Raw genomic sequence first — 25,930 nt, forward strand, 5'->3', positions numbered from 1 at the left:
TGCAGCGGCAGAACTCCACCCTTCGCTATCAAGGGCCGCGCGCTGGGCATGGCATGCGGGGTTGGATCGCCGCCGCCGGGCGGCGTGCTGTTGGTGGCACCCGGCACCAATTCAAAGACGGGTGAAAACCATGAAGATCTACACCAACAAGCAACACCGCGACGTGCACACCGCAAAGGTCGAGCAGGACGTGGCGCTCCGCATCATTGCTGAGCGCGTTGCGGAAAAGCTAGGTGTCAGCCTGGACTCGCCCGCCGTGTCGTATAGGGCGTACATCACCAGCCGCTCAACCAGCACGGGATACACGTATGAGGTCGAGGTCGAGATCATCGACGATCATGCGGCCAGAGTGACGGCGGCTTAGGCATGGCGAAGCTCAAGACACTCAAACCTCGCATTGCGATGGCTGGTTCCAGGCTGACAGCAGCGCCCACGCCCAGCGCTAAGCGCATGACAGGCCGCAAGCTGCAAGACCGTCGGTTGCGCGTCTGGTCCGCTGATCCGCACTGCGCGCAATGCGGAGCGTTGACCCTATACCCGCACGGCTTCGAGCTCGACCACAAGGTAAGCCTGTTCGATGGCGGCGAAGACGCCGACGCAAACACGCAGGTGCTGTGCGTATCCCGCGATGCCCACGGGCGCAAGACCGGATGCCATGACGCCAAGACCCGGCAGGACATGGGATACAGGGGCCGCACGTAATGGCACTGCACACAGTCACGATCTCGGTTCGCGTCGCGTGGTGGGTGCGCTGGTATCCGAGATCATCAAGACGGGTATCGACCCGGCGCTGGCGCTGCTGCCCGCCAAGATGGACACGCCTGCCGCGCGCGTGATGTTGCTGGCCATTGGCTTGCAGGGAAGCCGGTTCATCCATCGGCGCCAGATTGGCGGCCCGGCGCGCGGGTTCTGGCAATTCGAGAAGGGCGGCGGGGTGCGCGGCGTCCTGACGCATGCCAACACGCGGGAGCAGGCGCAGGCGGTATGCAAGGCGCGCGGCATTCCGGCTACTGCCGACGCGGTGTATGACGCGCTGGACGAGGACGACGTGCTGGCGGCGGCGTTCGCCCGGCTGCTTCTGTGGTCGGACCCCAAGGCGCTGCCGGCGCCGGGTGATGCTGAATCCGCCTGGGCGCTATACCTGCGCACCTGGCGGCCGGGCAAGCCGCATCCTCAAACCTGGCCGGCCCTCTACCGCCAGGCCGTCGCCGAGGTGGTGCCATGAACCCGCTGGCCAAGCTGACGGGCGCGCTGGTGGGCTGGAAAGGCTACGCCGCTGCCCTGGTGGTGGGCGCCATCGTGGCGGGCGGCGCGGCCTGGAAGGTTCAGGGGTGGCGGTACGGGGCAGAGATTGCTGAAACCAAGGCCGATGAGTCGGACCGAGTCGCCGAGTCGCACCGCCAGGCGCGCGAAATCCTGGCAAGCCGCGTGGCCGAGGTTGGCCAGATCAACGAGCGTAATGCCAAGGCCGAATGGGCCGCTTATGGAGGGATGCGCAATGCGCAGGTACAGGACGACGGCCTACGGGCTGATGTTGATGCTGGGCGCCAGCGGCTGCACGTCGCTGCCACCTGCTCCGCCTCCAGCAGTGGAGTGCCCAAAGCCGGAGCTGGCGCCCGCGTGGGTGATGGAGCCCGCGCCGAACTTGATCCCGCTGCTCGATCGGATTATTTCGCCCTCCGGGCTGGGATCCAAAGAATGAATGCGCAGCTCGCAGCGTGCCAAGCACGAATTCGTTAAGGCCCTTTTGCCCGAATCTAGGCTAGTGAGGCGGATTTGGTAACATCGCGGGCATTAAAACGTTATGTAAGTGGATCCATGCAAGCCGCCGAAAGCCCTGTTGGAACGTCTCTAACGCCTGATCCTTCCCTGGAAGCCATTAGCTTAGAAGTGCGCGGCCGTACCTTCCGGTACTACCTATCGAAGGCAGTGAATCCGGCTACGGCGCCGATGCTCGTAATCTTCCACGGACATGGATTTGGCGGGGTTCCGACCGCGTTCCAGAGTGAAAACTGGAACGTGGTTCGACCTATGGACCAGTTCGGCGCTGACGCCTGGGGTTCTTGGTATCTGGGGGAGGGTGGTGATTACTTCTGGCTGGAGGCGTTCCCCGCCATCCTTCAGAGTGCGCGGGACTTGTGCGGTGGCGGCGGGGCGCTCTACTGCTGGGGATCCAGCATGGGCGGCTATGCGTCCATCCTGCACGGCACCTTAAACCGGGCCAGAGCGATATACGCCAACGTCCCTCAGACGCGATTGCTGGGTTCAACGTATTCCGAGACGTCAATGAAACGGTTCTTTGAGCCGATCTTTGGCGAGAGTGAAGACCGTCGATATAACGATCTTCGTTCCCTTTTTAAGGCACCACGGAAGACGACGTACTTTCTCTGCTTCAATCAGCTAGAGTCTGGCGACTATTTTGCTGAGCAGGGGTTGCGGTTCATCAACCACCTGCAAGCCACTGGCAACAAGTTCTACCTAGAGGTTCGGCCTACGGATGCCCACGGTAAGAACCACGGGATCACGGAGACGATCCGGTTGTTCAACAAGTATCGCTGACCGTTCTACGTGAGATCGGCATCGCCGCCGATAATGCGGATAGCTTCTTCGTCTGTGAGTTCAGCTTTGGCAGCGTCCCGTTCTTTTTCTAACGTTTCGATGCGGGCCTTCAGTTCGTTCACTTGTGTTTGCAGGTCTTCAAGGGTAAGCATAGTTCTATTCCGGAATTGATCTATCAGGCGGTATACCAGCGCAGCGAGTCATGCATGGTGAAGACTGTGCGGATGTGGTTGCGGTTGGACAGGTTCGGATTGAGGAATCGGTTCACGATGGTCCAGTCCATCACCTTGGAAATTGAGGCGCGGTTCGCTGCCAACAACTTCTTCAGCTCGGCTTGGACGTCCTGTAAGTGGACGATCTGCAACAGCGAGCCCTTAATCTCTTGGGCTCGCTGGATCTGCTCTTTCGTCGCTGGTTTTGAGGGGCTAACAGTGATTCGGTCATCCTGGATGAAGCGTGGTTGGCGGCCGTTAAAGGCAGTCCTCGTGACGGGGCCATGCAGGCTTTCGTAGGTCGGAGTGATGCGGTCCGAGTCGAATGGCAAACCGACCAATTCAGGCTGTAGCGATGCCATCATTTTTAAGCCCTGCACGTTCCCTGCGCGTTCTGCCTGAGGGGTGAATAGCCCGAGTTTCACTGCGGCTACCGAGTAGATTGGATCCACGCGGGGCGTCATGTTGGAATGGTATTCCGACGTCAGGCCTACGTAGTAACGGTTCCGCTTCGCCGCATACATGTAGTCCAACACTGCATCTCGGGGCAGACCGTCCGATACAGCACCGGCTGAGAAGTCCTTGAACCGGTCTACATAGGTCGCATAGAAATCTGGCCCAAGCATCCGGCTTTCTGCGGCGAATGTGCGCCCATGGATGGCTTGAAGTGTTGCTTCTGGGGCTGTCATGACAGCGTTTCGCGCGCCGTAGAATGACCGCAAACACTCGCCGTAGCCGCCGGACATCAAGACATGGTCAGGAAGGGCAGATTCTGGAAGGTCGGATCGCAGCATCCCAAATGTGCCAAACATGGCGTTACCAGGCGCATAGGCTCTCTTGATGGTGCCGTCGCTATTGGTCAAAGGGATGCCAACGTGACCACAGAGTTCGCCGGCTATTCTCCGGTCAGGCATCTGGGTGTTCCCACTACACATGAACTTGAATTCATCGTGCAGGTGTTCGTGCATCATGGCGGAGAGGATCAGCCTCGAGTCGAATCCGCCAGTCAGATGGGAAATTCGGTGACCGAAGCCAGAAGCTGCTACCGCACGGACGTTTTGGATCAGGTCGCTACGGGCCTCTTCAAATAGGTCCGCAATGTTAGATGGGCGTGCGAAGAAGGCATCCGAGCAATGGTAGCTACCCTGATACGAATTCATGTCATCAATGGACACGTACGCAAAAGGGGGCAACGTTGCCACATCCTCGTAGCTAGCCGGAAAGAAGCCACCGTTCCCGGTTGCTATAACCTCGACCAGATATTCGAGACTCTTCTTGGGTTCTTCCCCCAAATGCGTAACGGCCTCGATTAAGGCCTCTAGATCGCTGGAGTGGGCCCAGACGCGCGGGCTGCGGTACTCGTAGAGCATCGCGGCGCCGAGAGGATCAGGGAAAGCGTGGAACGTATCGTGTGTGTGCAGGTAGAGACAAAGACTGCCCCGTAAGTTGGCACCGATTGAATCCGCTAATTCGCCAGTGGCGACTGCGGGCAGCGCCTCAAGGAGATCAGCGGCGCGGGTGATCAACTTGTCGCCCAGCCATCCGGCGCCATGGAATGTCGCTATGTAGGTTTCTTCACGGATGCGGACGGTAACCTCATCACCTTTCTGTAGATAGACGGGGCCTCCCCATTGGCCATCGGCGAAGGTTCGAAGGATGACGGGGGCTTTGCGCAGCTTCAGCGCTGAGAGGGTACTGAATGTTTCCATTTATGTGTTAATTTCATGAGCAAGCGTAACTGTAGCCCATTTACGCCGGGTTGCTTCCCAGCTATCGCCGCGCCTCCCCTTACGCAGTTTGTCGACCACAAGAAAAGCGCCCCAGGTGGGGCGCAGATCGTCTTCAGTTGGCTATCGCGCCGTGGCGCTGGGAATGGGGCGGGCATTACTGCCGCGTGGTGATTGCCGCGACTGGCTCTGCCGGCCAACCCGCTTCCCACGCTTCAACCTTGCCGGGCCAGAACCAGTGGCTGTGCTCACCCTGGCGCCATCCCCTTCCGCAGCTTGTCCGGCGTTTCCATCATTTCCTGCACGTCCTGGTCGCGCTCGATGACACAGGGCTCTTCCCGCAGCGCCTGCATGAAGTCGTCGTAGAGGCTGCCGGTGATGCCGGCAGGGCGCTTGAAGTCGCCCGACAGCTGGTAGGCGCGCAGAACGACCGAGCGCAGGCGCTTGACCTCCCATAGTAGGGTGATCACATCGGCGTTCCATGACTGGCGCTCACGGATGGCGCGTAGGTCGGCGTGGAGGAGGGGCGGTTTGAACGGCATGGCGGAAAATACTGTTTATGCGTCCAGTATATTCCGTCGTAAATCGGGGTCAGCTTTCGGGGTTTCCCGGTCGCATTGGGGTGGCGACTAGCCGGTCAGCGGGGTAAGGGACGAGGAAGTCCCGGGCGTCCGAGGCCGGCGCGGTAAGCCAGTCGCCGTAGGCGCCCTCTGGCAGCATTACGACCATCCGTTTTTCCTTGCCCGACTGGTGGTAGTGCTTGAACAGAGGGTGATCGTCCGCGTTTATGGTCAGCATGGTGTAGCTGTCTTGCCATTGGCCGGCGGCGTCGCGGTACCGATCCCAAAGGCCAGCGATGCCCATAGGTTGGCCGTCCGTGATTGCACATTCGATCCTACCGTCCTGAAATCGTGACTTAATCACAATTTGGCCGCCGTGAGTGTAGTCATTGAGGTAGTCCCAGCTTTTATCGTGCAATTCCTCCAGCCCCGTCAAACTAGGCAGCGCGTCCGTCAGCGCCCTAATCTGCACTTTGATCTTGGGGATTCGATCAGTTTCAAGGAACTCTTCCGCCTGCGGGTCAGTGGCGGCGAACGAAAACCATGCACCTCTAACGGCAGTTTCGTACTGGGGCCGCATGAGGGTCAGAGCGGATGTGAACTGGCGGTCATTGATCAATGTGGTGATTGCCATTAGATGGTCCAAACTCACATGAAGAAAACCGGCACCCACCCGCTTTGCTACGCTGGAATGCTGGAACTCAACCCCCTGCAGCTTGCTGCTCAGAAGATCCCAAAAAGCACTTGTCTTCTGAAGCTCTGTTGGTATGTAAAACCGTCTTTCTGCGTTCATGGCTGGATATCCAATTCTGACTTATCTATCACCGTTCTTCGGAAGACAGAGGGTACATGTCCAGCACCGGCAAAGCTCAGGAGGCATGGGCCTAAAGTAGGACATTGCGTTAGAACAGATAGCTGGAGAGCCGCATGAACTCGCAGCGTAGATCACACAATAGTTCTAACGATAAAAATGAAAAAGCCCGTGATATCAATGCGTTAGTAGCATTTCACACGGGCCTTCTAAGCCCGGGGTCGGGGGTTCGAGCCCCTCCTGCCGCGCCAGAATCGTCAAAAAATACAACGACTTACGGGGCATGCGCCACAGCCTGGCGACCAAGCCCGCGCGCGCATTCCGGAAGGCCGTGACAACCTGACGTATTGAACGATTACGTCAGCCCCGGCTTCAGAAGGCTACCCGCCGCGTGGCGGATCAGGCTTTTGCGAACGCCCACAGGCCTGACGTCAACATCATCAATCCCGACGCTGTCAGCAAGCCAAGGACGATCTGCCGGAACCGCAGGTCGGATATTCCTTTGTACATCCGTGTGCCGAGAAACGTGGGAATCAGCATGGCAGGGGCAACGATCGCGAACAATGGCAGCGTGGCCTTGGTGACGAGGCCGGTCGCGATGTAGGTGCCCATGATGACGATGAGCATCGCCAGGTTGAAGTTCTGGATGATCGCACGCTGCTCTTCTCTCGGGAATCCGCGTAACACGCACCACAACGTGGGAATTACGCCGGTGAAACCGCCGAACCCGCCTAATACGCCTCCCGCCAGGCCGGCCACCGCATCGGCCAGCCTGCCGCCCGCGTCGATCTTCGGAATGCGCTGTGCAAAGAGCATGGCCGGGCACCAAATCAGCAGGATGACGCCAAGGCCGATTTTGAACGTGTTGGCGTCCACCAGCGGCAAGAGCCAGACGCCCACCGGGATGCCGGCGATGCCTCCCAGGACAAACGGCAGCAACTGGTTCCATTTGAAGCCACGCCTGACGGAAAACGCGGCGATCAGCTGCCCTAAAAGGCCGCCAAATACCGTCAGTGTGGCTGCGACTTTTGGGTCAACCGCCCACACCCAGAACGACATGGCAACAAGGCCGAAGGCAAAGCCGGAGAGTCCCTGAACAAAGCCTGCTACAACGGCGCCGGCCGCCACCACGAGATAGAGCGTCATTGTTAGACAACCGAGAATGAGAAATACAAGGCGTACATCGCTACCTGCAAGATCCCTTTTCTCGGGTGCTCAAAGACAGGTGCTCCATCGTAATCGATGCTTGGGTGCCATTCCGAGATTCCCGCGGTTCTCGTGACTGGCCGGCGCTATACGCCTACCCAGGTGCCCTGAATTTCAGAAGGACGGGCATGAAACAAGCCAGGCCCAATAATGGACCCGGCAGCAGATACCATGCGACGCCGACGCCTAAGGTCGGAAAACTCTGAGTCACTAACGTGATTGAAAATACGGTAATCAGGAATCCAATGCTGTTTTGGATCGCCAGTGCGCCACCGACGAGTTCTGGCGGGCATGCGCGTGCGGAAATCGCAGAAAATTGTGCGGAATCGGAGATGACTGTCAGGCCCCAGAGCAGCAGCATGGGAATACAAAGCAACATGCCAAATGGCCTGGCAAAAGGGTAAGCCAGGCACATCAGTCCGGATGTTCCTAAAGATGCCGCAGCCACTATCGGGCTGCCCACACGTTGACTTAATCTGCCCGCAATTACGCTACCCAATGCGCCTATTCCGATAATGGAAAATGACAGGGCGGGCGCAAGCGCGCTACCTGAGTCCGACGCGAAATCGGAAGTGCTGATTAAGTCATTTATGAAAAATGGAACCAAGGTCCAGAACGCATAGAGTTCCCACATGTGCCCGAAATAGGCGAGCGCCGAGGCGCGGAAATCCGTGCCCTTGAACGCCTTGAGCGCCTTTCCCCATCCGGCCTGCGCGGCTTTCGCGCGGGGTAGATACGGCCCATCTCCCAGCGCTTGGACCAGCGCGCCGCCAGCGATTGCCAGCAGGCTGGAAGCCAGAACCACGCCGTGCCAGGAAAGGCTTCCCCCGCCGGCGCGTACCGCGTGGGGCAGGGCCGTGCCCAGCGTAAGCATGCCGACCAATAGCCCCAATGTTGAACCCGCGGCCGTTTGGGTCCAGCCGATGACCATTTTCATGCCAAGAGGGTATATCCCTGCCAGGCAGATCCCGACCGCAAACCGCAGAACCAGTCCTTGGTGGAAGTCCGACGCAAGCAACGCAAAGCATGCGTTGAACACCGCGCCCAAAAAGCAAGCGCTGGCAAATAACTTGCTGGCCGGGAAACGGTCCGCGACGCCACTGGCGGCCAGGGTCAGTGAGCCCAGGATAAAGCCGATCTGCGTGGCTCCCGTCAATTGGCCGAATTGTGCAGTCGTAAGCGCCCATTCGGCAGATAGACTGTCTGCAGCGCTATTCGGGCTGAACCATAACGAGGTGCCGCAAAGCTGAGCCAGGACGATCAGGGCCAGAGGGTGGCGAAGCAACATGTTCATTGAAGCTCCAGTTGGGCTTCCATGGTGCATTCAGCCGACGCTTCGTCCGCGGCGTCGCGGTCATTGGTCGAATGCGGGTAGGCGGATCGTTCAACCGAATTCCGGTCAGGGTCAGAATTAGAATCTACTACCTTCTAGCCGCAAGGATAAACAAAAACTCCGCCGTCGCCAGTGACGAGCAACCTACTGCCTCAGCCTCGGTTGTTCAGCATGTGCAATTGCAGGGACGGGGTCTGGCGGGTAAACGCGGCATGCTGCGCGAAATGCTGATCGCGTTGATGGCGGAATTCGTCGGCTTCGGCAAGCATCCAACCCTGCAGGGCGGCGATCTGTTCGGACGGCTGGTGCGCCGTCGCGAAGACGTACGAGGCGGGCGAGGGGGCGAAGATGCCAAATACATCGATCAATCGGCCTGCCTGTACATCTTCGAAAACGATCGCCGCGCGTCCCATCGCGATGCCTTGCCCGGTCATGGCCGAGCCCACCGCCAATTGCGACAGGTTGAAGCGTTGGCCCAGGTGCAAGTCCGGCAGATCCACGCCGGCATGTTCCAGCCACGTGCGCCATTCGATCAGGGCGGGGGCGCCCGACCATGCGGAGTCGTCATGCAGCAGGAAATTCAGCCGCAGGTCGTGAGGGGTCAGGATTTCGGGGTGCGCTGCCAGGAATTCCGGACTGGCAACGGGAAAGATCCATTCATCCAGCATTGCCACGCCCTGGTTGGGGGCCGTCTGTGCGGGCGTGAAGCAAATCATGGCGTCGATGTGTTTGCCAGGAGGGTGCTTGTCGTCAAGGGGCTGCACTTCGGCCTGCACGCGTAGAGGGATATCAGGATGGCATCGAAAAAAGTCTCCCATGCGAGGCATCAGCCAGCGCATGGCAAACGAGGGCGCGCAAATCATTTCCATGGGCGCCGAAATGCGTTCCTGGCGGATTTCACCGATGACCGTATCCATGCAGCGAAATGCATCGCTGACCACGCAACGCAATCGTTCGCCTTCCGCGGTAAGCAACACTTCCCGGGGTAGTCGCTGCAGCACGGGGACTTCAAGCCAACCTTCAAGCTGCTTGATCTGTTGGCTTACCGCGCCCTGGGTAATGTGAAGTTCTTGCGCTGCACGCGTAAAGCTCCCGCAGCGCGCAACGGCCTCGAAGCAGCGCAACCAAGTCAATAGAGAGGGTGAGAAACGCGTCTTCATCATCTGCTTCGTTAGTAGGCTGGCCATTCCCCGGCGTGGTGCAGGATTGGCATGAGACGGTGCGAAAAAAGCGTCATCGCGGTGCAGCAAATTGCGCGTTGCCCGATCCCGGCGATTGGCTGGCCTGAGATTAGTACTGCTAATGGGCTGGGCCAGTATAAGTCGTTTGTATCGTCTTCTGATCAAGGTGACTATGCAGCCATCAGCGACCACACGCAGGTCGACCTCACGGAGAGACAACGATGGCACGGCATATCACGATCGGCGCGGCGCAGCTTGGCCCGATTGCCAAGACAGAGGGCAGGGAAGCGGTGGTCAAGCGGCTGATCGCATTGCTTCGGCAAGCCAGTGCGCGCGGCTGCGAACTCGTGGTTTTTCCTGAGTTGGCCCTGACCACGTTCTTTCCGCGCTGGCTGATTCAAAGCGGCCCCCAGCTGGACGCCTGGTACGAGACGGAAATGCCGAATCCGCAGACGCAGCCCTTGTTCGATGAGGCGCGCGCCTTAGGCATCGGCTTCTATATCGGGTATGCGGAGCTGGCCGTCGAAGACGGCAAGACGCACCACTACAACACGTCCATCCTGGTCGGCGCAGACGGGAAAATCATTGGCAAGTACCGCAAGATCCATTTGCCCGGGCATGTGGAGCCGCAGCCCGGCCGCGACTCCCAGCATCTGGAGAAGCGTTATTTTGAACCGGGTAATTTGGGTTTTCCCGTATGGGACGCCTTTGGCGGCGTCGTGGGCATGTGCTTGTGCAATGACCGGCGCTGGCCCGAAACCTATCGGGTGATGGCCCTGCAAGGGGCCGAACTTATCGTGCTGGGCTACAACACGCCCAATGACCATACCGGCGACGGCGCGGTGGATGGCTTGTCCAATTTCCATAACCACCTGGCCATGCAGGCGGGGGCGTATCAGAACAGCACCTGGGTCGTGGGCACGGCCAAGTGCGGCCGCGAAGAAGGGTCCCTGATGATCGGGCAGAGCGCCATCATCGCGCCTTCCGGCGAAATCGTGGCGATGGCGACCACACTGGAAGACGAACTCGTGACCGCGCGCTGCGATCTGGACATGAGCAAGGTGTATCGCGAGACATTTTTTGATTTCGCGCGCCATCGCGAACCGCAGCACTACGGCTTGATTGTCGAGCGCAAGGGTGTGGGTCCGGCCTTGAACAAGCAAGCGGCTTGAGGCGGATACGACGATGAACCATTTTGCCTCTGAACCTATCGTGGCCACGCGCGCACATGCGCCCCTGGATGCCTGCGTGAAAGGGATGCCGGGCGTGATCGGGTCGGTACCCATCGACGACGTCGCGAAGCAGGGATGGAACGTATTGCGCGAGGATTTGCCGCTGCCGCTGGCAGTGATCAGGCAAGACGCTTTGCATCACAACAGTGACTGGATGCGCCGGTTTCTGGAAGAGCGCGGCTCGATTTTCGCGCCTCACGGCAAGACCACGATGAGCCCCCAGCTGTTTGATCTGCAACGCCGCGATGGCGCCTGGGGCATCACGCTGGCGACCTGTCATCAGGTTCAGGTCGCTCGCCAGTTCGGCGCGAAGCGGATTGTGCTGGCGAACCAGCTGGTCGGCAAGCAGGCTGTCGCGTACATATTGCAGGCATTGCGCGACGATCCCGGCTTCGATTTCTATTGCCTGGTGGACGACGCGGCGCACGTGAACGCACTGGCTCAGGCCGCCAGAGAAGCCGATATCGGCAGGCCCTTGCAGGTGCTGCTTGAAGTGGGATACGCCGGCGGCCGTACCGGGTGCCGAGACGATGCGTGCGTGCAAGCGGTGATTGCCGCGCTGAAGCAAGCGTCTCCTTATCTGGCCCTGCGGGGGGTGGAAGGATTCGAGGGCTTGATCAAGCCCTTGCCCGACCAGGATGTGGAAACGCAGATCGCGGCCTTTCTCGCCCGCATGATTGCGACCGTGCAGGCGTGTGAAGCCCAGCAGGCCTTTGCCGCCGGCCCGATTCTGCTGAGTGCCGGCGGGTCGTCTTTCTACGACCTGGTGACACGACACTTTTCCTCGCTGCGCTTGTCGCGCGAGCACATGGTGTTGACCCGCAGCGGTTGCTACCTGACGCACGATTCCCATCTTTATAAAGAGGCGTTCGCGCGGTTGCAGGATCGCAGTCCGGATGTTGCCAGCTTGGGCCATGGCTTGCGGCCGGCGCTGGAAGTCTGGGGCTATGTGCAGTCCCGGCCCGAGGCGGGAAAGGTCGTTGTCAATCTTGGAAAGCGCGATATTTCGCCCGACCACATGCCCCCCGTGATGGGGTGGTTCCGGCCGGCCACGAATGCCGTGCCCAGCGTCGCCGCGGCGCCTTCGCCCTTGTCGCAAGGTCACGTGGCGACGGGCCTGGATGATCAGCACTGCCACATGAGTGTTCCCGTCGATTCGCCCTTGCGCGTGGGCGACATGGTGTGTTTTGGCATTTCGCACCCGTGTCTGACGTTCGACAAATGGGAGGCCATTCTGATGGTGGACGAGCGGTACGACGTGGTAGGAGCCATTCGCACTTACTTCTAAGCAGCTTTCATTCTTTTAGACCAAGGGGAAAAAAACATGGCACGAAAGCAATCGATGGCATTGCAGGCAGTACGGCTGGCACTGACCGCCAGCGCGTTGTTTGGAACGGCCGCATTCGCGCCCGTTCAGGCGCAGACCGTCACGGCGGTGATGCATGCCGCTTTGCGTTCATTGGACCCGGTGATTACCACCGGCTATATCGTCCGGAACCATGGCTACATGGTGTACGACACGCTGTTCGCCCTGGATGGGGACAACAAGATTCAGCCTCAGATGCTGGAATCCTGGAAAGCCTCCGATGACGGCAAGACCTATACCTTCATCTTGCGAGAAGGACTGAAGTGGCATGACGGCAAGCCGGTGACGTCGGCCGACTGCATCGCGTCGATCAAGCGTTGGGCATCGCAGGACAAAATGGGCCAGATGATGGCCTCGATGATGTCCGGCATGGAAGCGGTTGATGACAGGACGTTTGTCATGCGCTTTTCCGAGGCCACGGATCTGGCGGTGCGTGCCTTGGCCAAGCCCAGTGCCATCCCCGCCTTCATGATGCCCGAACGCGTCGCCAATACGCCGCCGTCGCAAGCGATCAAAGAGACCATCGGCTCGGGCCCGTTCCGCTTCGTGACCGAGGAATACAAGCCGGGCGTGCAGGTGGTCTACGCGAAGAACACGGACTATGTGCCGCGCAAGGAGCCTGCCAGCGGCCTGGCGGGGGGCAAGGTCGTCAAGGTGGACAAGGTCAAATGGGTGACCATGCCGGATCAGATGACGGCGGTGAACGCGTTGATCAACAAGGAAATCGATTTTCTCGAAAAAGCGCCCTTCGACCTGTTGCCGATGCTGGAAGGCAATAAAGACATCAATCTGCATGTCCTGACCTCGCAAGGCGGGCAATCCGAGATCCGCTTCAATTTCGAGCAGCCGCCGTTCAACAACAAGCTGATTCGACAAGCGGCGGTACTGGCGGTTGATCAGAAAGAGGTGCTGCAGGCGCAGATCGGCAATCCCAAGTACTTCCAGACCTGCGCTGCCGTATTTGGCTGCGGCGGCCCCTACGAAAGCAGCATCGGCGCCGAAAAACTGGTGAAGGGCGACCCGGTCAAGGCCGCGGCTTTACTGAAAGAAGCCAATTACGACGGCACGCCGGTCGTGATACTGATGCCGTCGGACAACCCGGGCTCGGCGCCCATCCTGCAGGTGGTTGCGCAATCGCTGCGCAAGGCCGGCTTCAAGGTGGATCTGCAATCCATGGACTGGCAGACGGTGCTTAATCGCCGCGCTTCTCACGAACCGGCGGCCAAGGGCGGATGGAATATTTTCGGCACCTATACGGTGATTGCGGATATCCGGGACCCGCTTGCCTTCATGGGCGTGGCCGCGAACGGCAAGGATGCGTGGTTCGGCTGGCCGGATGTGCCCGAGATCGAAAAGCGCCGGGCTCAGTTTGCGCGCACGAATGATCCGGCCGTGCTCAAGCGCCTGGCTGACGAGATCCAGGAACTGGTGATCGATGAAGGCGTCATCGTGCCCTTGGGCCAGTTTTCAAACCTGTCCGCCACGGGCAAGCAACTAACGGGCGTGGTGGTTGCTCCGGTTCCCGTGTTCTGGGACCTCCAAAAAACCGGTAAGTGAGTCGGCCATGCCTGGATTTCTTTTGAAGCGCCTGTTTTCGGTCATTCCGGTATTGGTGGTGGTCGCCGTCATTGTTTTTGCCATGTTGCGTCTGACCCCCGGGGATCCCGCCGCCATCATTGCTGGCGACGGGGCCACCTCGGCTCAGATAGACGAAATACGCAAGAACATGGGGCTGGATAAGTCCATCCCGGATCAGTTTTCGATTTGGGTGGGCCAATTGGCGCAGGGAGATCTGGGCACCTCGTTGATTTCCGATGCACCGGTGTCCAGTCTCATCGCCGACCGCATCGGGCCGTCCGTCGCGCTGTCCCTGTCGACCATCGTCTTTACGGTGTTGGTGGCGATTCCCCTCGGCATCGTGGCGGCGTGGCGACAGGGGAAATTGCTGGATCGCGCCATCATGGCAGGTTCGGTGGTCGGCTTTTCCGTGCCGGTCTTCATCATTGGCTACGTCTTGATCCTGGTTTTTTCGATGCAGCTTGGCTGGTTCCCCGTGCAGGGCTATCAGCCGATGTCCGAGGGCGGGTGGCAGTTCGCGCAGCGATTGGTCCTGCCCACCCTGGCCTTGAGCACGGTGTATGTCGCCCTGATCGCCCGCATCGTGCGCAGCAGCGTGATTGAAGTCATGCAGGAAGACTTCATCCGCACGGCGCGCGCCAAGGGGCTGCGCGAAAGCGGCGTGTTGCTGCGCCATGCGCTGGGCAATGCCGCCGTTCCCATCGTCACGATCATCGGGGTCAGTATTGCGATGCTTATCGGCGGCGTGGTGGTGACGGAATCGGTGTTCAACATTCCGGGCCTGGGGCGCTTGGTCGTGGACGCCGTGCTGGCGCGGGATTATCCCGTCATTCAAGCCATGATCCTGCTCTTCTCATTGGTCTATGTCGGAATCAATTTGGTGATCGATCTTTCGTACACCGTTCTTGATCCGCGCATTCGTTATTAAAGGTGCGCACGCCATGTCTGCTACGACTTCATCTTTGCCGGCGCCTGGCGCGCCTGCTGTCGAGGCCGCCGCCACGTCTTCGATCCTGGGGCAACTCAAAACCACCATGGCGGCCTGGCCGGCCATGCTGGCTATCGCCTTATTGAGCCTGTTGCTGGTCGGTACGATTTTTGCCCCGTGGCTGGGAACCGTGGATCCCACGCTGATGGATCCGGCCATACGCCTGAAGCCGATGTCCGCCGAGCACTGGCTGGGTACCGATGCGTATGGCCGCGATGTTTACTCGCGCACGCTGTTTGGGGCCCGGGTGTCCTTGGTGGTGGGTTTGGGCGCGGTCGTCGCCAGCTTGCTGGCCGGCTTGGTCCTGGGGATCCTGGCCGGATACTTCAAGTCCGCCGACACCATCATCATGCGCTTCCTGGATGGGGTGATGGCCATTCCCGGCATATTGCTGGCGATTGCGCTGGTGTCCTTGTCCGGGGCCAGTCTGTTCACGGTGCTGGTGGCGATTTCCATCCCGGAGATTCCTCGGGTGGCGCGGATGGTGCGCAGCGTAATCCTGTCCGTTCGCAACGAACCCTATGTTGAAGCAGCGGTTTCGCTGGGTACCCGGGTGCCGGTTCTGGTGCTGCGGCACATGCTGCCCAATACCTATGCGCCGCTCATCGTGCAAGGCACCTATATCTTCGCCGCGGCGATTCTGACGGAGTCGGTACTGAGCTTTCTTGGGGCGGGGATTCCGCCGGAAACGCCGTCCTGGGGCAACGTAATGGCCGAGGGGCGCGTGTACTTCCAGATGCTGCCAGGCCTGATCCTGTATCCGGGACTCCTGTTGTCGTTGACGGTACTGAGCGTGAACATTCTTGGCGACGCGCTGCGCGACGCGCTCGATCCGCGATTCTCGCGCCGCTTCTGATGGCTTACCCAGGATTCACGACTTTATGAAAACGACATCCGCTAATCGCGAGACAGGCCAGGCGCCTGCGCTGCAGATCTCGGCACTTACCGTGCAAGCCGGCCATGGCGCCGCCCGTCGTCCGGTGATCGAGAATATATCGTTCGAGGTCTATCCCGGTGAAACCCTGTGCGTGGTGGGCGAGTCCGGGTCGGGAAAATCCGTGACGTCGTTGGCGGCCATGGGACTGCTGCCCAGGGGCGTGCTGACCGCGACGGCCGGCACCATCCTGCTCGGCAACGATGATGTGCTGCGGGCGACGCCTGACCGCCTGCGCGCGCTGCGCGCTTCCCGGATCGCCATGGTTTTTCAAGAGCCCATGACGGCGTTGAATCCGGTGCAAAAGGTGGGCAGGCAAATAGATGAGGTGTTGCGCTTGCACAGCCGCCTGGGCGCATCCGAGCGACGCAAACAGGTATTGGCAATGCTGGAATCGGTGCATTTGCCCGACATCGAGCGGGTCTACAACGCCTACCCGCATCAATTGTCCGGCGGGCAGCGCCAGCGCATCGTGATTGCGATGGCCTTGATCCTGAAGCCGCAAGTGCTGATCGCGGATGAGCCGACCACCGCGTTGGACGTGACCACGCAAAAGCAGATCCTGACCCTGATCCGAGAGCTTCAGGAGCGCCAGCGCACCGCCGTGGTGTTCATCACCCACGATTTCGGCGTAGTGGCCGAGATTGCCGATCGCATTGTGGTCATGAACCGAGGCAGCGTCGTGGAGACAGGTACGCGTGATCAGGTGCTTTCCCGGCCGTCGCAAGCGTATACGCGCATGCTGGTGTCTTCGGTGCCCAGCCTGGTGCCGCAGCAGCGGGCCTTGCCAAGCGGGGAAAAGGTGCTGGAAGTCATAGGGCTGGACAAAACCTACAAGGAGAAGCCCTTTTTTGGCGCGGCGCGCGTGGTCGCGGCAGCCAAAGATGTGGCCTTGACTGTGCGGCGCGGTGAAATCGCCGGGGTGGTGGGTGAATCGGGTTCAGGCAAGTCGACGGTCGCACGCTGCGTCGTCAGGTTGATTGAGCCAAGCGCGGGCGCCATTTTCCTCAAGGACGAGGACATCGTGCAGGTATCGACCGCCCAGATGCGGCTGCGGCGGACCCGTGTACAGATGATCTTCCAGGATCCCTATCGTTCGTTGAATCCGCGGCGTCAGGTGGGCGATTCGCTGATCGAGGGCTTGGTCAACTTTGGCGTTGCAACCGCCGAAGCCCGCGAGAAGGCCGCGCAGGCGCTGGAACTGGTGGGCCTTGGGCGCGATGTGATGCAACGCTATCCCCACCAGTTCTCGGGTGGCCAGCGTCAACGCCTGTGTATTGCGCGCGCCGTCGTGATGGAGCCGGATCTGCTGGTGGCCGATGAGGCGGTTTCCGCCCTGGACGTATCGGTGCAGGATCAGGTTCTCAAGCTGCTGGAAGAGATCCGGGCTCGTACGGGCGTGGCGATCTTGTTCATCACGCACGATTTGCGCGTGGCGGCCCAGATCTGCGACAGCATTGTGGTCATGCAGAAGGGACGTGTCATTGAGTCCGGTCCTGCCGCCCGCGTGTTGACGGCTCCGCAGCAGGCCTACACCCGCGAATTGATTGAGGCGGCACCCGGGCGGGGTTGGGATTTCCGCAATTTCCGCGCTTTGCGCGCGGCGTGAAGCGCTGGCCGAGCATTCGATGGACAGGGCCCTCTGGATCCCGGCCTGGTCCATCGTCCGGGGATGTTGGTGGTCTAACCGTTTTTTCCATTGCACAGGAGCGCAAGATGCGCATTATTGTTGGCGGCTTTCAGCACGAAACGAATACGTTTGCACCCAGCAAGGCAGATTGGGACGCCTTCAAGCTGGGCGGAGGCTGGCCTGGGATGGCTCGCGGCGAGGAAGTCTTTCCGGCCATCCACGGCGCCAATATTCCCGCGGCGGGCTTCGTGGCTGCGGCGCGTGGGCACAAGCACACCTTGATCCCCACGTTGTGGTGTGCCGCCAGCCCTTCGGCGCACGTAACGCGCGATGCGTTCGAACGCATTACGGCGATCTTGCTTGCGGACATCGCCGCGGCGCTGCCCGCGGATGGCGTCTATCTTGATCTTCATGGAGCAATGGTCGCCGAGCATTACGACGATGGCGAAGGCGAAGTGCTGCGCCGCGTGCGCGAACTGATCGGTCCTGATGTGCCGCTCGTCGCCAGCCTGGACCTGCACGCCAACGTGACCGAGCGCATGCTGAAAGAGGCGGACGCACTGATCGCCTACCGCACGTATCCCCACGTTGATATGGCTGACACGGGCGCTCGCGCCTTTGCCTTCATGCAACAGCGGCTTGACGGCATGCCGCGTCCAGGCGTGGCTGCCCGCCGTATTTCGTATCTGTTGCCCACCTGCTGGCAAAGCACGATGGCCATGCCGGCCAAAGGACTTTACGAGCGTCTTGAAACGCTGGAGGCCGCGCCGGGAATTTCCAGCATGTCCTTCTGCATGGGCTTTCCCGCCGCAGACTTTCCGGACTGTGGCGCGCTCGTGTGGGCCTATGCCGATACGCAATCGGCGGCGGATGCCGCGGCCGATGCGCTGGCAGCGGATGTCGAGGCGGCCGAAGCCGCGTTTGCGGGCAAGCTGTACTCACCGGAAGAAGCGGTGGTGCATGCGGCGGAGCTGGCTGCCAGCGCCTCTAAACCGGTTGTCATTGCCGACGCGCAGGATAATCCCGGCGCAGGCGGAGACTCCGACACCACGGCAATTCTGCGCGCGCTTGTGCATTACAACGTGCCGGGCAGCGCGTTGGGACTGATGGTGGATCCGCAGGCGGCTCTGCTGGCCCACAAGGCGGGCGAGGGCGCAACGGTGCGCATCGCGCTTGGCGGCCATTCTCGGATTCCAGGTGACGCGCCTTTCGAAGCGGATTTCGTGGTGGAGCGGCTGTCCGACGGGAAGTTCGTTGCAACCGGTCCCTTCTACTCCGGTTTTCGCATGGAGCTGGGGCCAAGCGCCTGCTTGCGTATTGGCGAAGTGCGTGTCGTCGTGGCGTCCCATAAAGCGCAAATGGCGGATCAGGCCATGTTCCGCTACGTGGGAATCGAACCCACCCAGCAGAACATACTGGTGCTCAAGAGCACAACGCATTTCCGGGCAGATTTCACGCCCATCGCCGCCGACATCCTGATCTGCGCGGCCCCCGGGCCGATGCCCATGAATCCTCTGGATTTGCCCTGGACCCAGTTGCGCGACAGCTTGCGCATGCATCCCGGCGGGCCCACCTTCGCGCAGTTCAAAGCAGGGACGCGCGAGCTGGAATCGGCTTGAGGTTCTGGAAACGCAGGTCGGCAGTGCTGGCGCAATGGGTGGTCGGGGCAGTGGCCTGCGGACCTAGCCTGTCAATGCCCGGCGTCTGCTGAGGGTCCACGCCCGGCATCGGATTCGGGATGCTGTCGGGCGGCCAGGGAGCCTCCTTTCCGCCATCTCGTTCCGGGCGGTCGTCCCGTTTGGGTTTGGAAGGAGGTATCTCCGCCGGATGTTGCGCGGGCGGTCCATTGTCTTTGCCGGGTTGGGGCGTCGCACCGCTCGTATAGAACCAGTTCATTTTTTTCTCCTTGGGCGGCCAGTCAGCCGTTTCGGGTACAGGATGGCGAGTTCCAGCAAACGCCGTGCCGTGGCGCGGGCGATGTGTCTTGCGGAACCGGCGCTGGCCCTGGCACGCTGCTTGCTGAACCCGTCGGTGAGCAAGGCGAGGAAGGAAAATCGGATGAACACCGTAGATCGGGTCGCGACTGCCATGCGAGAGTCTTCACTGGTGCTGGTGACGGCGGAGTCGTGCACGGCGGGCTTAATTGCCGCCACCTTGGCCGACGTGCCCGGGGCGGGCGACCTGCTGGACTGCGCGTTCGTGACGTACTCTCCGGAAGCTAAGATGAAATGCCTGGGTGTCTCGGCGAAAACGCTTCGGCTCCACAACCTGACGAGCGAAGCCGTGGCCCGGGAAATGGCGTTGGGGGCAGCGCGCAACAGCAGGGCGAATGTCGCCATATCGAATACCGGCGTCACGGATGGCACCGATGACCGGATACCGGCCGGGACGCAGTGTTTTGCCTGGGTATTCAAGTCCGGCGCAGCCGACGCATCGCCTTCGGTGTATTCCGAGACGGTGCAATTCAGCGGCGGGCGAAACGCCATCCGGCGTGCCAGCGCCGAGTACGCGCTAGAGCGGCTGATCGCGTATCACGAAACCTGGCAGGCCGGTCTTCGCTAGGCGGTTGCCCGCGTGGCCAAGACCGGCCGCAAAGCGCTTCGTCACCTGACCTGCTTCAGTACTCGGGCCAGGCGTGCAATGCCTCCGGTGCCGCTGGCCGCCCGGCCGATCAGGGCGCTGCCTGCCGCGGTAAGGGCTGCGCGGGCAAGAATGCTTCTGCCTCGCGTGCCTGCCACGAGTAGCCAGGCGCCCAGGCCGAACACGATCAGATGTTCGCCAGGGAAGTCCGGGCGTCGCGCATCAATGTCTTTCAGTTGCCGCGCCAAGGATCGAGGGTCGCGGTCAGGGCTTTCGATTTCGGTCATCGCATCGGCTTTCATGGGGCTCCCTCGCATTGGGTGAGCCCCCGGCTCACCAAGGGCCATGCCGGGGCCGCGTCACCCGCCGAAGACGCGCTTCAGTGCCATTCGGGCGTCATTCAATGGCGGCGTCTTTCGGTAGCACGCGGCACATATCTGACGACCTCGTTGGGAGGTTTCCAGGATTTCGTCTCGGCCATCCATCCTGCTTCCCAGGCCTCGACCTTTTCACGCCATTCGGCGATTGATTCACCGGTGTGCCCTGGCATGACGGCCGCCTGATAGTAGGGACAATCCCACAAGGTCAATCCATCACGAGCGGCTTGGGCGCCCAGCTTTCGGATGTCATCGTGCATTGCCGCACCTCCAAAAGTAGATGATTGGGCGATAAATATTACGCAGCAGCTGACGTTCCCGCAATAGTGTTGCGGTGCTATACGGGCTAGTACGGCCAGCGGGGGGCAAGGGCACGGGACTTGCTCTGGGCCCGTGGTACCTGGATCCCTTGTGGGTGGCTACCATGCCTGAAAAAAACCGGAGCCGGCGGACGAACGTCATCTCAAGGTTCTTCGACCACTTTGCCGCGCACGTTACGAAGTGGGCGGGCTCGCCCACCGCTTTCGGCTGCGCGGTTGCCGCCGTGTTGGTGTGGGCGGCTTGCGGCCCCGCTTTCGGGTATTCCGAGACGTGGCAACTGGTGATCAACACCGGCACGACCATCATCACGTTCCTGATGGTCTTTTTGATTCAACAAAGCCAGAACAAGGACGGCCAAGCGCTGCATTTGAAACTGGACGAGCTGCTGATTGCCCTGAAGGGGGCGGACGAGCGGCTCGTGGACGCCGAGCGGCTGGACGAAGACAAGCTGTTGGCGCTGGCAGCGGCAGCCACGGCGCGGGCCAGGCTTCAGGCGAGATCCGAACGGCGCAAGGGCGGCGGCAAACGGCCCGTCCGGGGCACGCGCGGGGCGGGGCGTGGCGGCTATCCGGCGCGCCACAAAATGCGGCGTGCCGGATAGCCGGGGCCTCCTTGGCGGCATCCCCGGTGGTCCGCTTCTTCCGTACCTTTTGGAACCCCTTTCCGGGCCGGAGATTGCTATAAATATGCCTGCAACCGCTATCAGGCAAGAAGATGTCCATTCAATCGTTGAGTCGCTACGCCGCCGCGCTCGTGCTCGCCACCCTCGCTTCCGGGTGTTCTTCAATACTTCCCGGTTCGTCGGGCTCCGGCTCGGGCGAGGCGTCAAGCGCCGCCTCGGAAAGGGTGGTCAGCGACAACTGTAAGTTCATTCGCAGCCGGTGCATCTACGAAGGGTCGTACGACGCCGGCGAACGCAATTATGCCGAGCAGGAAGCCAAACGCCTGAACAAGGCCGAGCTGGACCGGCTTCGCCGCGCGTTCGCCAATTAAATGGCCAGAATATATTGGCGCGCGATGCGCGAATAAACTATATTGCGGAATAAATCGAAATATAGTTAATGCGTTAGATACTTTCTGTCCAGTTTATTTGCGTTTACTAGCGATTTACTCCCGCGTCTCTCTCTACACTTCGCGCTACGTGTAGAAATGCGAATCCGGGATGCTGAACAGGGCGTTAGTGGTGTCTGTGGCTTCTTTCCTTGCGGTCTGGCCATCGCAGAAAATAATGGAAGAGATAATCTGCGTGACGCCGCAAGTCCGGGCAAAAGTAATGGTTCTAATGCGAAAAGACGTTTTTCTGCAGTGGAACCAGCCACAGGAATCCGGTTGCAGGAACTCCCACGAAAAAGACGATAGCCCTATCCGAATCGTGACCGGCATTCGCGGCTGATTAGTTTGTTGAATCAACCGCCTGCTGCCTGCCGATACGCCTCCAACGTACTGAACATTTTCCCGCCCAAGCGGAAATTCGCTTCCGCAAACGCTCTGGCGTGGTCGACGATGATCCGGGTTTGCCGCGGCTGGTCGCGAATCTGCTGGATGCAATGGGCATAGCCCGCGACGTCGCCCGGGGCGGCTAGCCAACCGGTCTGGCCGGGCGTGACGATTTCCGGCAGACCCCCCACCTGGCTGGCGACGACCGGCCGGCCGACGGCGAACGCTTCGGGAACGATGCGCGACCAGGCTTCGGTGGCCGACGGCACCAGCACCACGTCGGCTGCCCGGATCATGTCCGCGACATCGGTTCGGTGGCCCGCAAAGACCACATGGTCCGCAATCCCAAGATCCACCGCCAGGCGGTACAGCTCGTAGGCATAGGGCTTGGTGCCGGAAGTGGGCATGCCCACGACCAGCCCCACGGCGGGCACGCCCTGCCTGCGCAGCCATTGCACCACGCGCAGCAGGTCAGCCTGGCCTTTTTCCGGGCGCAGCATGCCGACGGTGGTAATGACGTAGGCATTTTCGGGGGCGGCTATCTCCAGGCTGCGGCGAATGCGCAGCGACGTGCCGGGTGCGCTGGCTGGCCGGAAGAAATCGTCGCCGGCCCACTCGCCTACGACGCTGATCCGGCCTTCCGGAACCAGGCGCGCCGCCAGCAGTTCCTGCTTGCCGACTTCGCTGGTCGCGATGACGTGATCGCAGCCGATCTTCCATTCCAGCCGGCGGCGCGGCGACGTCCGCATGGATTTGGCGAAATGGCGCGTCCTGACGACGGCGCACAAGTCGCGGCACAGTGCGGCGGTCTTGCCATCGGCGCGGCTATGGCTGTCGATGACCTGGATGCGCAAGGCCTTGATGGCGCGCCGCAGCGCCAGCACGGTCGACGGCGAATAGGCCGGCTTGAAGTCGATGTGCACCGTAGTCAGGTTGCGCTCGCGGGCTTCGTGGCCGACGGCGCTACCCGCAGGGCACGCGATCGTCACCTCGTAGCCATGGCTCTGCAGCCAGCTGGCCTGCTCCAGGGTGCGGAATTCCAGCCCACCCAGACTGTATTCAGCCAGCGTATGCAGGATGCGCATGATGTTCCAGTACCTGTCGGCAGGCGCCCACGACAGCGTCGGGCGTGATGGCATCGATGCCGTCGCGCGGATGGCGCGGAACGACGGCAGCCGATCCGTGGCGGCGCCAGAACCATTCGGGGTTGGGTTCGTTGAATATGCCCACGTAGGGTACGCAGGCGCCTTGCGCAATATGCGAGGGACCGCAATCATTGGCCACCACCAGGCGCGCGCGCAGCATGATGGCGCTTAGCTCGGGAAGCGGCCGGCAGTACGCGATGGAAATGTCGGGGCGCCGCATGGCCTCCAGGGCGCTCCGTTCCGCTGCCTCTTGCTGCCCCAGCACGAACAGGAAACGCGCATCGCCACCCAGCAAGCGCTTCAGGCGGTCCACCAGCCGCAAGTAGTTCGTCAGGCTCCATCGCTTGAACGCGCCCGCGCCGCCACCGGGAATCATCACGACGTCGGCCGTTTGAACGGTACGCGCGTGCGTCCGTGCCAGCGCCCGGAAGCACTCTCGCGTGGCGCCCTCCAGGTCGAACGGACGGTACGCGGCCAGCAGGCGCAGATTCGCCTGCCCGATGTACTCGGACGTGTCCTTGCGATGGCAGTGCGTCCAGACCAGGTCGCTGACCCGCGCATTGCGGAATCCAAGGCGGATTGCCGGCAGGCGCAGCAAGTTGATCAGGCCGAAACGTTCGCTGCTGTGATGCAGGCTGATCGATACCCGAGTCTCTTTCTTCAGGCTGCGCAGGTAATCGCTGAAGGTGGATGCGCGAACGAATTCATCGACCCAGGGCAACGCCTGGTAGAACCCCCCCACATCGTCGCGGGCAACCACCTTGATGCGTCGGGAAGACCACCATTTTTTCAACTGGTACAGCGTCGGCAGCGCGACGATCTGGTCGCCCAGTTGCGGTTGGCTTCTGACGTAGACAACGATTTCCGACATGTGCGGCCTCCCCTTGCTTGCGATGCGGCCGGGTGACCGCTGGCGGGCAATGTATCGGGAGACGCGCCAGGATTTTCTCGAAACCCTTTAACGAGTGTGAAGAAGAGGGCGGGCGTGCTTTAAACAATTACACAAGTCTTTCCTCCGCGCTCTTGCGGTGGGGCCCGCCGGCCGCAAGCGCCGGTGCCCGCAATGACCGGGAATGGAGCTTGCTGGCCCACGCCCCGGAAGATCGCGGCATGGTCCGCACCCAGTTTTGACCAAAAAAGGGGTTGCCTTGGAAAACTCGCTATCAATCAAGATCACCCGGCGCAACCTGCTGAAGGCGGGCGCCGTATCGGCGACTGCGGTGGCCGCCCCGTCGGTCACCTGTGCGCAGCAGGCCGCGCAGGGCGCCATGCAGCCGATGGCGGCCACCGTGACGTTGCGCGTCAACGGCGCCGCGCGCGAATTGTCGCTGGATATGCGCACGACGCTGCTTGACGCCTTGCGGGAAAATCTACAATTGACGGGAACCAAAAAGGGCTGCGACCACGGTCAGTGCGGCGCCTGCACGGTGCTGCTGGATGGCCGGCGCGTCAATTCCTGTTTGACGCTGGCCGTGATGCACGATGGGGCCGAGATAACGACCATCGAAGGTCTGGGCACGCCGACGGCGCTGCATCCCTTGCAGGCCGCCTTTATCAAGCATGACGGCTACCAATGCGGCTACTGCACACCCGGGCAGATCTGCTCCGCCGCGGCGATGCTGGAAGAGATCGAGCAGGGCGTCCCCAGCCATGTCAGCGCCAGCCTGACCGACCGCCCGCAGCTGGGCGCGGACGAGATCCGTGAACGCATGAGCGGCAATATCTGCCGATGCGGTGCGTATTCGAACATTCTCGACGCCATCATGGACGTCGCGGCGGGCAAGGCGGGAGGCAAGGCATGAAGCCCTTCACCTACGAACGTGCCCGCACGCCCGCCGAGGCCGCGGCTAGCGCCGCCCAGGTGCGCGGCGCCCGCTTCATCGCCGGCGGGACGAATCTGCTTGACCTAATGAAGCTGGAAGTCGAAACGCCTACGCATCTGATCGATGTGAACGGTCTGGATTTGGATCAGATCACCGAAACTCCGGAAGGCGGCGTGCGAATAGGCAGTCTGGTGCGCAACACCGATCTTGCCGCGGATGCCCGCATCCGGCGTGATTACGCCGTGCTGTCGCGCGCGATACTGGCGGGTGCTTCGGGACAGATCCGCAACCGCGCGACCACCGCCGGCAATCTTCTGCAGCGCACGCGCTGCCCGTACTTCTACGACACGAACATGCCGTGCAACAAGCGCGCGCCGGGAAGCGGCTGTTCGGCCATCGGCGGCGTTACCCGGCAATTGGCCGTGATCGGCGCCAGCGATGCCTGCATCGCCACGCATCCCAGCGACATGGCGGTGGCCATGCGGTTGCTGGACGCCCAGATTGAAACCGTGCGTCCGGACAGCACCCGACGCGTGATCCCGATTGCGGATTTCTACCGGCAGCCCGGCAACACGCCAGAGATCGACCATACGCTGGAGGCAGGCGAACTCATTACTTCCGTCACGCTGCCACCGCCGATCGGCGGCGTACACCGCTATCGGAAGGTGCGGGATCGCGCGTCCTTCGCCTTTGCCCTGGTGGCCGTGGGGGCGGTGGTGCAGCGTGACGGCAGCGGCCGGATCGCGCTGGGCGGCGTGGCGCCGCATCCCTGGCGGGTCGAAGCGGCCGAGGCTGAACTGCCCCGCGGCTTCGCGCCAGCCGCCGAACGGCTGTTGGCGGGCGCGAAGCCCACCGCCGACAACGCCTTCAAGCTGACGCTGGCCGCGCGGACGCTCAGCGCGGTCTTGACGGAATCGAGGGCCTGACGCA

General features: G+C 61.3%; 29 protein-coding genes and 1 tRNA gene. 18 read left to right on the forward strand and 12 right to left on the reverse strand.

Annotation, left to right across the window (positions count from 1 at the left end):
- The first annotated feature begins 130 nt into the window (after positions 1–130).
- From CQ050_RS13620 to CQ050_RS13640, 5 genes are all read left to right on the forward strand, one after another.
- Positions 131–364, forward strand: coding sequence for a hypothetical protein (locus CQ050_RS13620; protein WP_105557374.1), 234 nt, complete (start codon positions 131–133; stop codon positions 362–364).
- A gap of 2 nt (positions 365–366) precedes the next feature.
- Complete coding sequence (locus CQ050_RS13625; RefSeq protein WP_233214033.1) at positions 367–702, forward strand: HNH endonuclease signature motif containing protein; 336 nt, start codon at positions 367–369, stop codon at positions 700–702.
- A 109-nt stretch (positions 703–811) separates the two neighbouring features.
- Positions 812–1,225: a hypothetical protein gene (locus tag CQ050_RS13630; RefSeq protein WP_233214055.1), complete on the forward strand. Its 414-nt coding sequence runs from the start codon at positions 812–814 to the stop codon at positions 1,223–1,225.
- On the forward strand, positions 1,222–1,740 hold the full coding sequence (locus CQ050_RS30970) for a lysis system i-spanin subunit Rz (protein ID WP_105557375.1): 519 nt from the start codon (positions 1,222–1,224) through the stop codon (positions 1,738–1,740). Before CQ050_RS13630 ends, CQ050_RS30970 begins: the two co-directional genes overlap by 4 nt.
- A gap of 78 nt (positions 1,741–1,818) precedes the next feature.
- On the forward strand, positions 1,819–2,559 hold the full coding sequence (locus CQ050_RS13640) for a prolyl oligopeptidase family serine peptidase (RefSeq protein ID WP_146121028.1): 741 nt from the start codon (positions 1,819–1,821) through the stop codon (positions 2,557–2,559).
- Positions 2,560–2,564: 5 nt separating this feature from the next.
- Here the strand turns inward: CQ050_RS13640 and CQ050_RS30830 are convergent, their stop codons facing one another.
- The 4 genes from CQ050_RS30830 to CQ050_RS31095 form a co-directional block, all read right to left on the reverse strand.
- Entirely contained in the window at positions 2,565–2,711 is a 147-nt protein-coding gene (locus CQ050_RS30830; protein WP_158266049.1) for a hypothetical protein, read from the reverse strand.
- A gap of 23 nt (positions 2,712–2,734) precedes the next feature.
- Positions 2,735–4,480, reverse strand: a complete 1,746-nt coding sequence (locus CQ050_RS13645) for a hypothetical protein (RefSeq protein ID WP_105557377.1) — start codon at positions 4,478–4,480, stop codon at positions 2,735–2,737.
- A gap of 266 nt (positions 4,481–4,746) precedes the next feature.
- On the reverse strand, positions 4,747–5,040 hold the full coding sequence (locus CQ050_RS13650) for a hypothetical protein (protein ID WP_105557378.1): 294 nt from the start codon (positions 5,038–5,040) through the stop codon (positions 4,747–4,749).
- Positions 5,041–5,089: 49 nt separating this feature from the next.
- Positions 5,090–5,851, reverse strand: a complete 762-nt coding sequence (locus CQ050_RS31095; protein WP_233214035.1) for an SOS response-associated peptidase family protein — start codon at positions 5,849–5,851, stop codon at positions 5,090–5,092.
- A gap of 200 nt (positions 5,852–6,051) precedes the next feature.
- On the opposite strand from CQ050_RS31095, the gene CQ050_RS13660 reads away from it, so the two are divergent.
- Positions 6,052–6,120, forward strand: a tRNA-Arg gene (locus CQ050_RS13660).
- 148 nt (positions 6,121–6,268) lie between these two features.
- Here CQ050_RS13660 and CQ050_RS13665 read toward each other — a convergent pair.
- The 3 genes from CQ050_RS13665 to CQ050_RS13675 all read right to left on the reverse strand — a co-directional run bounded on the left by CQ050_RS13665 (position 6,269) and on the right by CQ050_RS13675 (position 9,595).
- A complete protein-coding gene (locus CQ050_RS13665; RefSeq protein ID WP_105557379.1) occupies positions 6,269–7,015 on the reverse strand; it encodes a sulfite exporter TauE/SafE family protein in 747 nt (248 codons plus the stop codon).
- 154 nt (positions 7,016–7,169) lie between these two features.
- A complete protein-coding gene (locus CQ050_RS13670) occupies positions 7,170–8,369 on the reverse strand; it encodes an MFS transporter (RefSeq protein ID WP_199196812.1) in 1,200 nt (399 codons plus the stop codon).
- Between the two features lie 191 nt (positions 8,370–8,560).
- Positions 8,561–9,595 (reverse strand): LysR family transcriptional regulator, encoded by a 1,035-nt coding sequence (locus tag CQ050_RS13675; protein WP_369868329.1) that lies wholly within the window; start codon positions 9,593–9,595, stop codon positions 8,561–8,563.
- 215 nt (positions 9,596–9,810) lie between these two features.
- Here CQ050_RS13675 and CQ050_RS13680 point away from each other — a divergent pair, with 215 nt between their 5' ends.
- From CQ050_RS13680 to CQ050_RS13710, 7 genes are all read left to right on the forward strand, one after another.
- The gene (locus CQ050_RS13680; protein ID WP_105557381.1) at positions 9,811–10,761 is read left to right on the forward strand and encodes an N-carbamoyl-D-amino-acid hydrolase; all 951 of its coding nucleotides are present in this window, start codon (positions 9,811–9,813) and stop codon (positions 10,759–10,761) included.
- Between the two features lie 13 nt (positions 10,762–10,774).
- Complete coding sequence (locus tag CQ050_RS13685) at positions 10,775–12,109, forward strand: amino acid deaminase (RefSeq protein ID WP_105557382.1); 1,335 nt, start codon at positions 10,775–10,777, stop codon at positions 12,107–12,109.
- Between the two features lie 36 nt (positions 12,110–12,145).
- Positions 12,146–13,744, forward strand: a complete 1,599-nt coding sequence (locus CQ050_RS13690) for an ABC transporter substrate-binding protein (RefSeq protein ID WP_105557383.1) — start codon at positions 12,146–12,148, stop codon at positions 13,742–13,744.
- A gap of 7 nt (positions 13,745–13,751) precedes the next feature.
- The gene (locus tag CQ050_RS13695) at positions 13,752–14,693 is read left to right on the forward strand and encodes an ABC transporter permease (protein WP_105557384.1); all 942 of its coding nucleotides are present in this window, start codon (positions 13,752–13,754) and stop codon (positions 14,691–14,693) included.
- Positions 14,694–14,706: 13 nt separating this feature from the next.
- Positions 14,707–15,609 (forward strand): ABC transporter permease, encoded by a 903-nt coding sequence (locus CQ050_RS13700; protein WP_369868295.1) that lies wholly within the window; start codon positions 14,707–14,709, stop codon positions 15,607–15,609.
- A gap of 25 nt (positions 15,610–15,634) precedes the next feature.
- Positions 15,635–17,296, forward strand: coding sequence for an ABC transporter ATP-binding protein (locus tag CQ050_RS13705; RefSeq protein WP_105557386.1), 1,662 nt, complete (start codon positions 15,635–15,637; stop codon positions 17,294–17,296).
- Between the two features lie 107 nt (positions 17,297–17,403).
- Positions 17,404–18,936 carry a M81 family metallopeptidase gene (locus CQ050_RS13710; protein WP_105557387.1) on the forward strand — a complete coding sequence of 511 codons (1,533 nt, stop codon included), beginning with the start codon at positions 17,404–17,406 and terminating at the stop codon, positions 18,934–18,936.
- Here the strand turns inward: CQ050_RS13710 and CQ050_RS13715 are convergent.
- The gene (locus tag CQ050_RS13715; protein WP_199196820.1) at positions 18,902–19,213 is read right to left on the reverse strand and encodes a hypothetical protein; all 312 of its coding nucleotides are present in this window, start codon (positions 19,211–19,213) and stop codon (positions 18,902–18,904) included. The genes CQ050_RS13710 and CQ050_RS13715 overlap by 35 nt on opposite strands.
- Positions 19,214–19,375: 162 nt before the next feature.
- Here CQ050_RS13715 and CQ050_RS13720 point away from each other — a divergent pair, with 162 nt between their 5' ends.
- Positions 19,376–19,879 carry a CinA family protein gene (locus CQ050_RS13720; protein WP_105557388.1) on the forward strand — a complete coding sequence of 168 codons (504 nt, stop codon included), beginning with the start codon at positions 19,376–19,378 and terminating at the stop codon, positions 19,877–19,879.
- Between the two features lie 41 nt (positions 19,880–19,920).
- On the opposite strand, the gene CQ050_RS13725 is transcribed toward CQ050_RS13720, so the two are convergent.
- The gene (locus CQ050_RS13725) at positions 19,921–20,199 is read right to left on the reverse strand and encodes a hypothetical protein (RefSeq protein WP_105557389.1); all 279 of its coding nucleotides are present in this window, start codon (positions 20,197–20,199) and stop codon (positions 19,921–19,923) included.
- Positions 20,200–20,297: 98 nt separating this feature from the next.
- Positions 20,298–20,534 carry a CrpP-related protein gene (locus CQ050_RS13730; protein WP_105557390.1) on the reverse strand — a complete coding sequence of 79 codons (237 nt, stop codon included), beginning with the start codon at positions 20,532–20,534 and terminating at the stop codon, positions 20,298–20,300.
- Between the two features lie 164 nt (positions 20,535–20,698).
- Between CQ050_RS13730 and CQ050_RS13735 the strand changes: the two genes are divergently transcribed.
- On the forward strand, positions 20,699–21,196 hold the full coding sequence (locus tag CQ050_RS13735) for a low affinity iron permease family protein (RefSeq protein ID WP_105557391.1): 498 nt from the start codon (positions 20,699–20,701) through the stop codon (positions 21,194–21,196).
- A gap of 113 nt (positions 21,197–21,309) precedes the next feature.
- Positions 21,310–21,588 (forward strand): hypothetical protein, encoded by a 279-nt coding sequence (locus CQ050_RS13740; RefSeq protein WP_105557392.1) that lies wholly within the window; start codon positions 21,310–21,312, stop codon positions 21,586–21,588.
- Positions 21,589–22,001: 413 nt separating this feature from the next.
- Here CQ050_RS13740 and CQ050_RS13745 read toward each other — a convergent pair whose 3' ends face one another.
- Both CQ050_RS13745 and CQ050_RS13750 read right to left on the reverse strand, forming a co-directional pair.
- Positions 22,002–23,117: a glycosyltransferase family 4 protein gene (locus CQ050_RS13745; protein ID WP_105557393.1), complete on the reverse strand. Its 1,116-nt coding sequence runs from the start codon at positions 23,115–23,117 to the stop codon at positions 22,002–22,004.
- Positions 23,092–24,048 (reverse strand): glycosyltransferase family 9 protein, encoded by a 957-nt coding sequence (locus CQ050_RS13750; RefSeq protein WP_105557394.1) that lies wholly within the window; start codon positions 24,046–24,048, stop codon positions 23,092–23,094. Before CQ050_RS13750 ends, CQ050_RS13745 begins: the two co-directional genes overlap by 26 nt.
- 277 nt (positions 24,049–24,325) lie before the next feature.
- Here CQ050_RS13750 and paoA point away from each other — a divergent pair, with 277 nt between their 5' ends.
- Both paoA and CQ050_RS13760 read left to right on the forward strand, forming a co-directional pair.
- The gene (paoA, locus tag CQ050_RS13755; RefSeq protein ID WP_105557590.1) at positions 24,326–24,979 is read left to right on the forward strand and encodes an aldehyde dehydrogenase iron-sulfur subunit PaoA; all 654 of its coding nucleotides are present in this window, start codon (positions 24,326–24,328) and stop codon (positions 24,977–24,979) included.
- Positions 24,976–25,926, forward strand: coding sequence for a xanthine dehydrogenase family protein subunit M (locus CQ050_RS13760; protein ID WP_105557395.1), 951 nt, complete (start codon positions 24,976–24,978; stop codon positions 25,924–25,926). The genes paoA and CQ050_RS13760 overlap by 4 nt, the downstream gene beginning before the upstream one ends.
- The last annotated feature ends 4 nt before the right edge of the window (positions 25,927–25,930 follow it).

Origin of the sequence: Achromobacter sp. MYb9 (assembly GCF_002975275.1) — a bacterium.
Taxonomy (GTDB): domain Bacteria; phylum Pseudomonadota; class Gammaproteobacteria; order Burkholderiales; family Burkholderiaceae_B; genus Achromobacter.

Bases quoted from the DNA above. Each gene is read 5' to 3' on its own strand.
- CQ050_RS13620 (WP_105557374.1), top strand. From the start codon at position 131: ATGAAGATCTACACCAACAAGCAACACCGCGACGTGCACACCGCAAAG.
- CQ050_RS13625 (WP_233214033.1), top strand. From the start codon at position 367: ATGGCGAAGCTCAAGACACTCAAACCTCGCATTGCGATGGCTGGTTCC.
- CQ050_RS13630 (WP_233214055.1), top strand. From the start codon at position 812: ATGGACACGCCTGCCGCGCGCGTGATGTTGCTGGCCATTGGCTTGCAG.
- CQ050_RS30970 (WP_105557375.1), top strand. From the start codon at position 1,222: ATGAACCCGCTGGCCAAGCTGACGGGCGCGCTGGTGGGCTGGAAAGGC.
- CQ050_RS13640 (WP_146121028.1), top strand. From the start codon at position 1,819: ATGCAAGCCGCCGAAAGCCCTGTTGGAACGTCTCTAACGCCTGATCCT.
- CQ050_RS30830 (WP_158266049.1), bottom strand. From the start codon at position 2,711: ATGCTTACCCTTGAAGACCTGCAAACACAAGTGAACGAACTGAAGGCC.
- CQ050_RS13645 (WP_105557377.1), bottom strand. From the start codon at position 4,480: ATGGAAACATTCAGTACCCTCTCAGCGCTGAAGCTGCGCAAAGCCCCC.
- CQ050_RS13650 (WP_105557378.1), bottom strand. From the start codon at position 5,040: ATGCCGTTCAAACCGCCCCTCCTCCACGCCGACCTACGCGCCATCCGT.
- CQ050_RS31095 (WP_233214035.1), bottom strand. From the start codon at position 5,851: ATGAACGCAGAAAGACGGTTTTACATACCAACAGAGCTTCAGAAGACA.
- CQ050_RS13665 (WP_105557379.1), bottom strand. From the start codon at position 7,015: ATGACGCTCTATCTCGTGGTGGCGGCCGGCGCCGTTGTAGCAGGCTTT.
- CQ050_RS13670 (WP_199196812.1), bottom strand. From the start codon at position 8,369: ATGAACATGTTGCTTCGCCACCCTCTGGCCCTGATCGTCCTGGCTCAG.
- CQ050_RS13675 (WP_369868329.1), bottom strand. From the start codon at position 9,595: ATGGCCAGCCTACTAACGAAGCAGATGATGAAGACGCGTTTCTCACCC.
- CQ050_RS13680 (WP_105557381.1), top strand. From the start codon at position 9,811: ATGGCACGGCATATCACGATCGGCGCGGCGCAGCTTGGCCCGATTGCC.
- CQ050_RS13685 (WP_105557382.1), top strand. From the start codon at position 10,775: ATGAACCATTTTGCCTCTGAACCTATCGTGGCCACGCGCGCACATGCG.
- CQ050_RS13690 (WP_105557383.1), top strand. From the start codon at position 12,146: ATGGCACGAAAGCAATCGATGGCATTGCAGGCAGTACGGCTGGCACTG.
- CQ050_RS13695 (WP_105557384.1), top strand. From the start codon at position 13,752: ATGCCTGGATTTCTTTTGAAGCGCCTGTTTTCGGTCATTCCGGTATTG.
- CQ050_RS13700 (WP_369868295.1), top strand. From the start codon at position 14,707: ATGTCTGCTACGACTTCATCTTTGCCGGCGCCTGGCGCGCCTGCTGTC.
- CQ050_RS13705 (WP_105557386.1), top strand. From the start codon at position 15,635: ATGAAAACGACATCCGCTAATCGCGAGACAGGCCAGGCGCCTGCGCTG.
- CQ050_RS13710 (WP_105557387.1), top strand. From the start codon at position 17,404: ATGCGCATTATTGTTGGCGGCTTTCAGCACGAAACGAATACGTTTGCA.
- CQ050_RS13715 (WP_199196820.1), bottom strand. From the start codon at position 19,213: ATGAACTGGTTCTATACGAGCGGTGCGACGCCCCAACCCGGCAAAGAC.
- CQ050_RS13720 (WP_105557388.1), top strand. From the start codon at position 19,376: ATGAACACCGTAGATCGGGTCGCGACTGCCATGCGAGAGTCTTCACTG.
- CQ050_RS13725 (WP_105557389.1), bottom strand. From the start codon at position 20,199: ATGAAAGCCGATGCGATGACCGAAATCGAAAGCCCTGACCGCGACCCT.
- CQ050_RS13730 (WP_105557390.1), bottom strand. From the start codon at position 20,534: ATGCACGATGACATCCGAAAGCTGGGCGCCCAAGCCGCTCGTGATGGA.
- CQ050_RS13735 (WP_105557391.1), top strand. From the start codon at position 20,699: ATGCCTGAAAAAAACCGGAGCCGGCGGACGAACGTCATCTCAAGGTTC.
- CQ050_RS13740 (WP_105557392.1), top strand. From the start codon at position 21,310: ATGTCCATTCAATCGTTGAGTCGCTACGCCGCCGCGCTCGTGCTCGCC.
- CQ050_RS13745 (WP_105557393.1), bottom strand. From the start codon at position 23,117: ATGCGCATCCTGCATACGCTGGCTGAATACAGTCTGGGTGGGCTGGAA.
- CQ050_RS13750 (WP_105557394.1), bottom strand. From the start codon at position 24,048: ATGTCGGAAATCGTTGTCTACGTCAGAAGCCAACCGCAACTGGGCGAC.
- CQ050_RS13760 (WP_105557395.1), top strand. From the start codon at position 24,976: ATGAAGCCCTTCACCTACGAACGTGCCCGCACGCCCGCCGAGGCCGCG.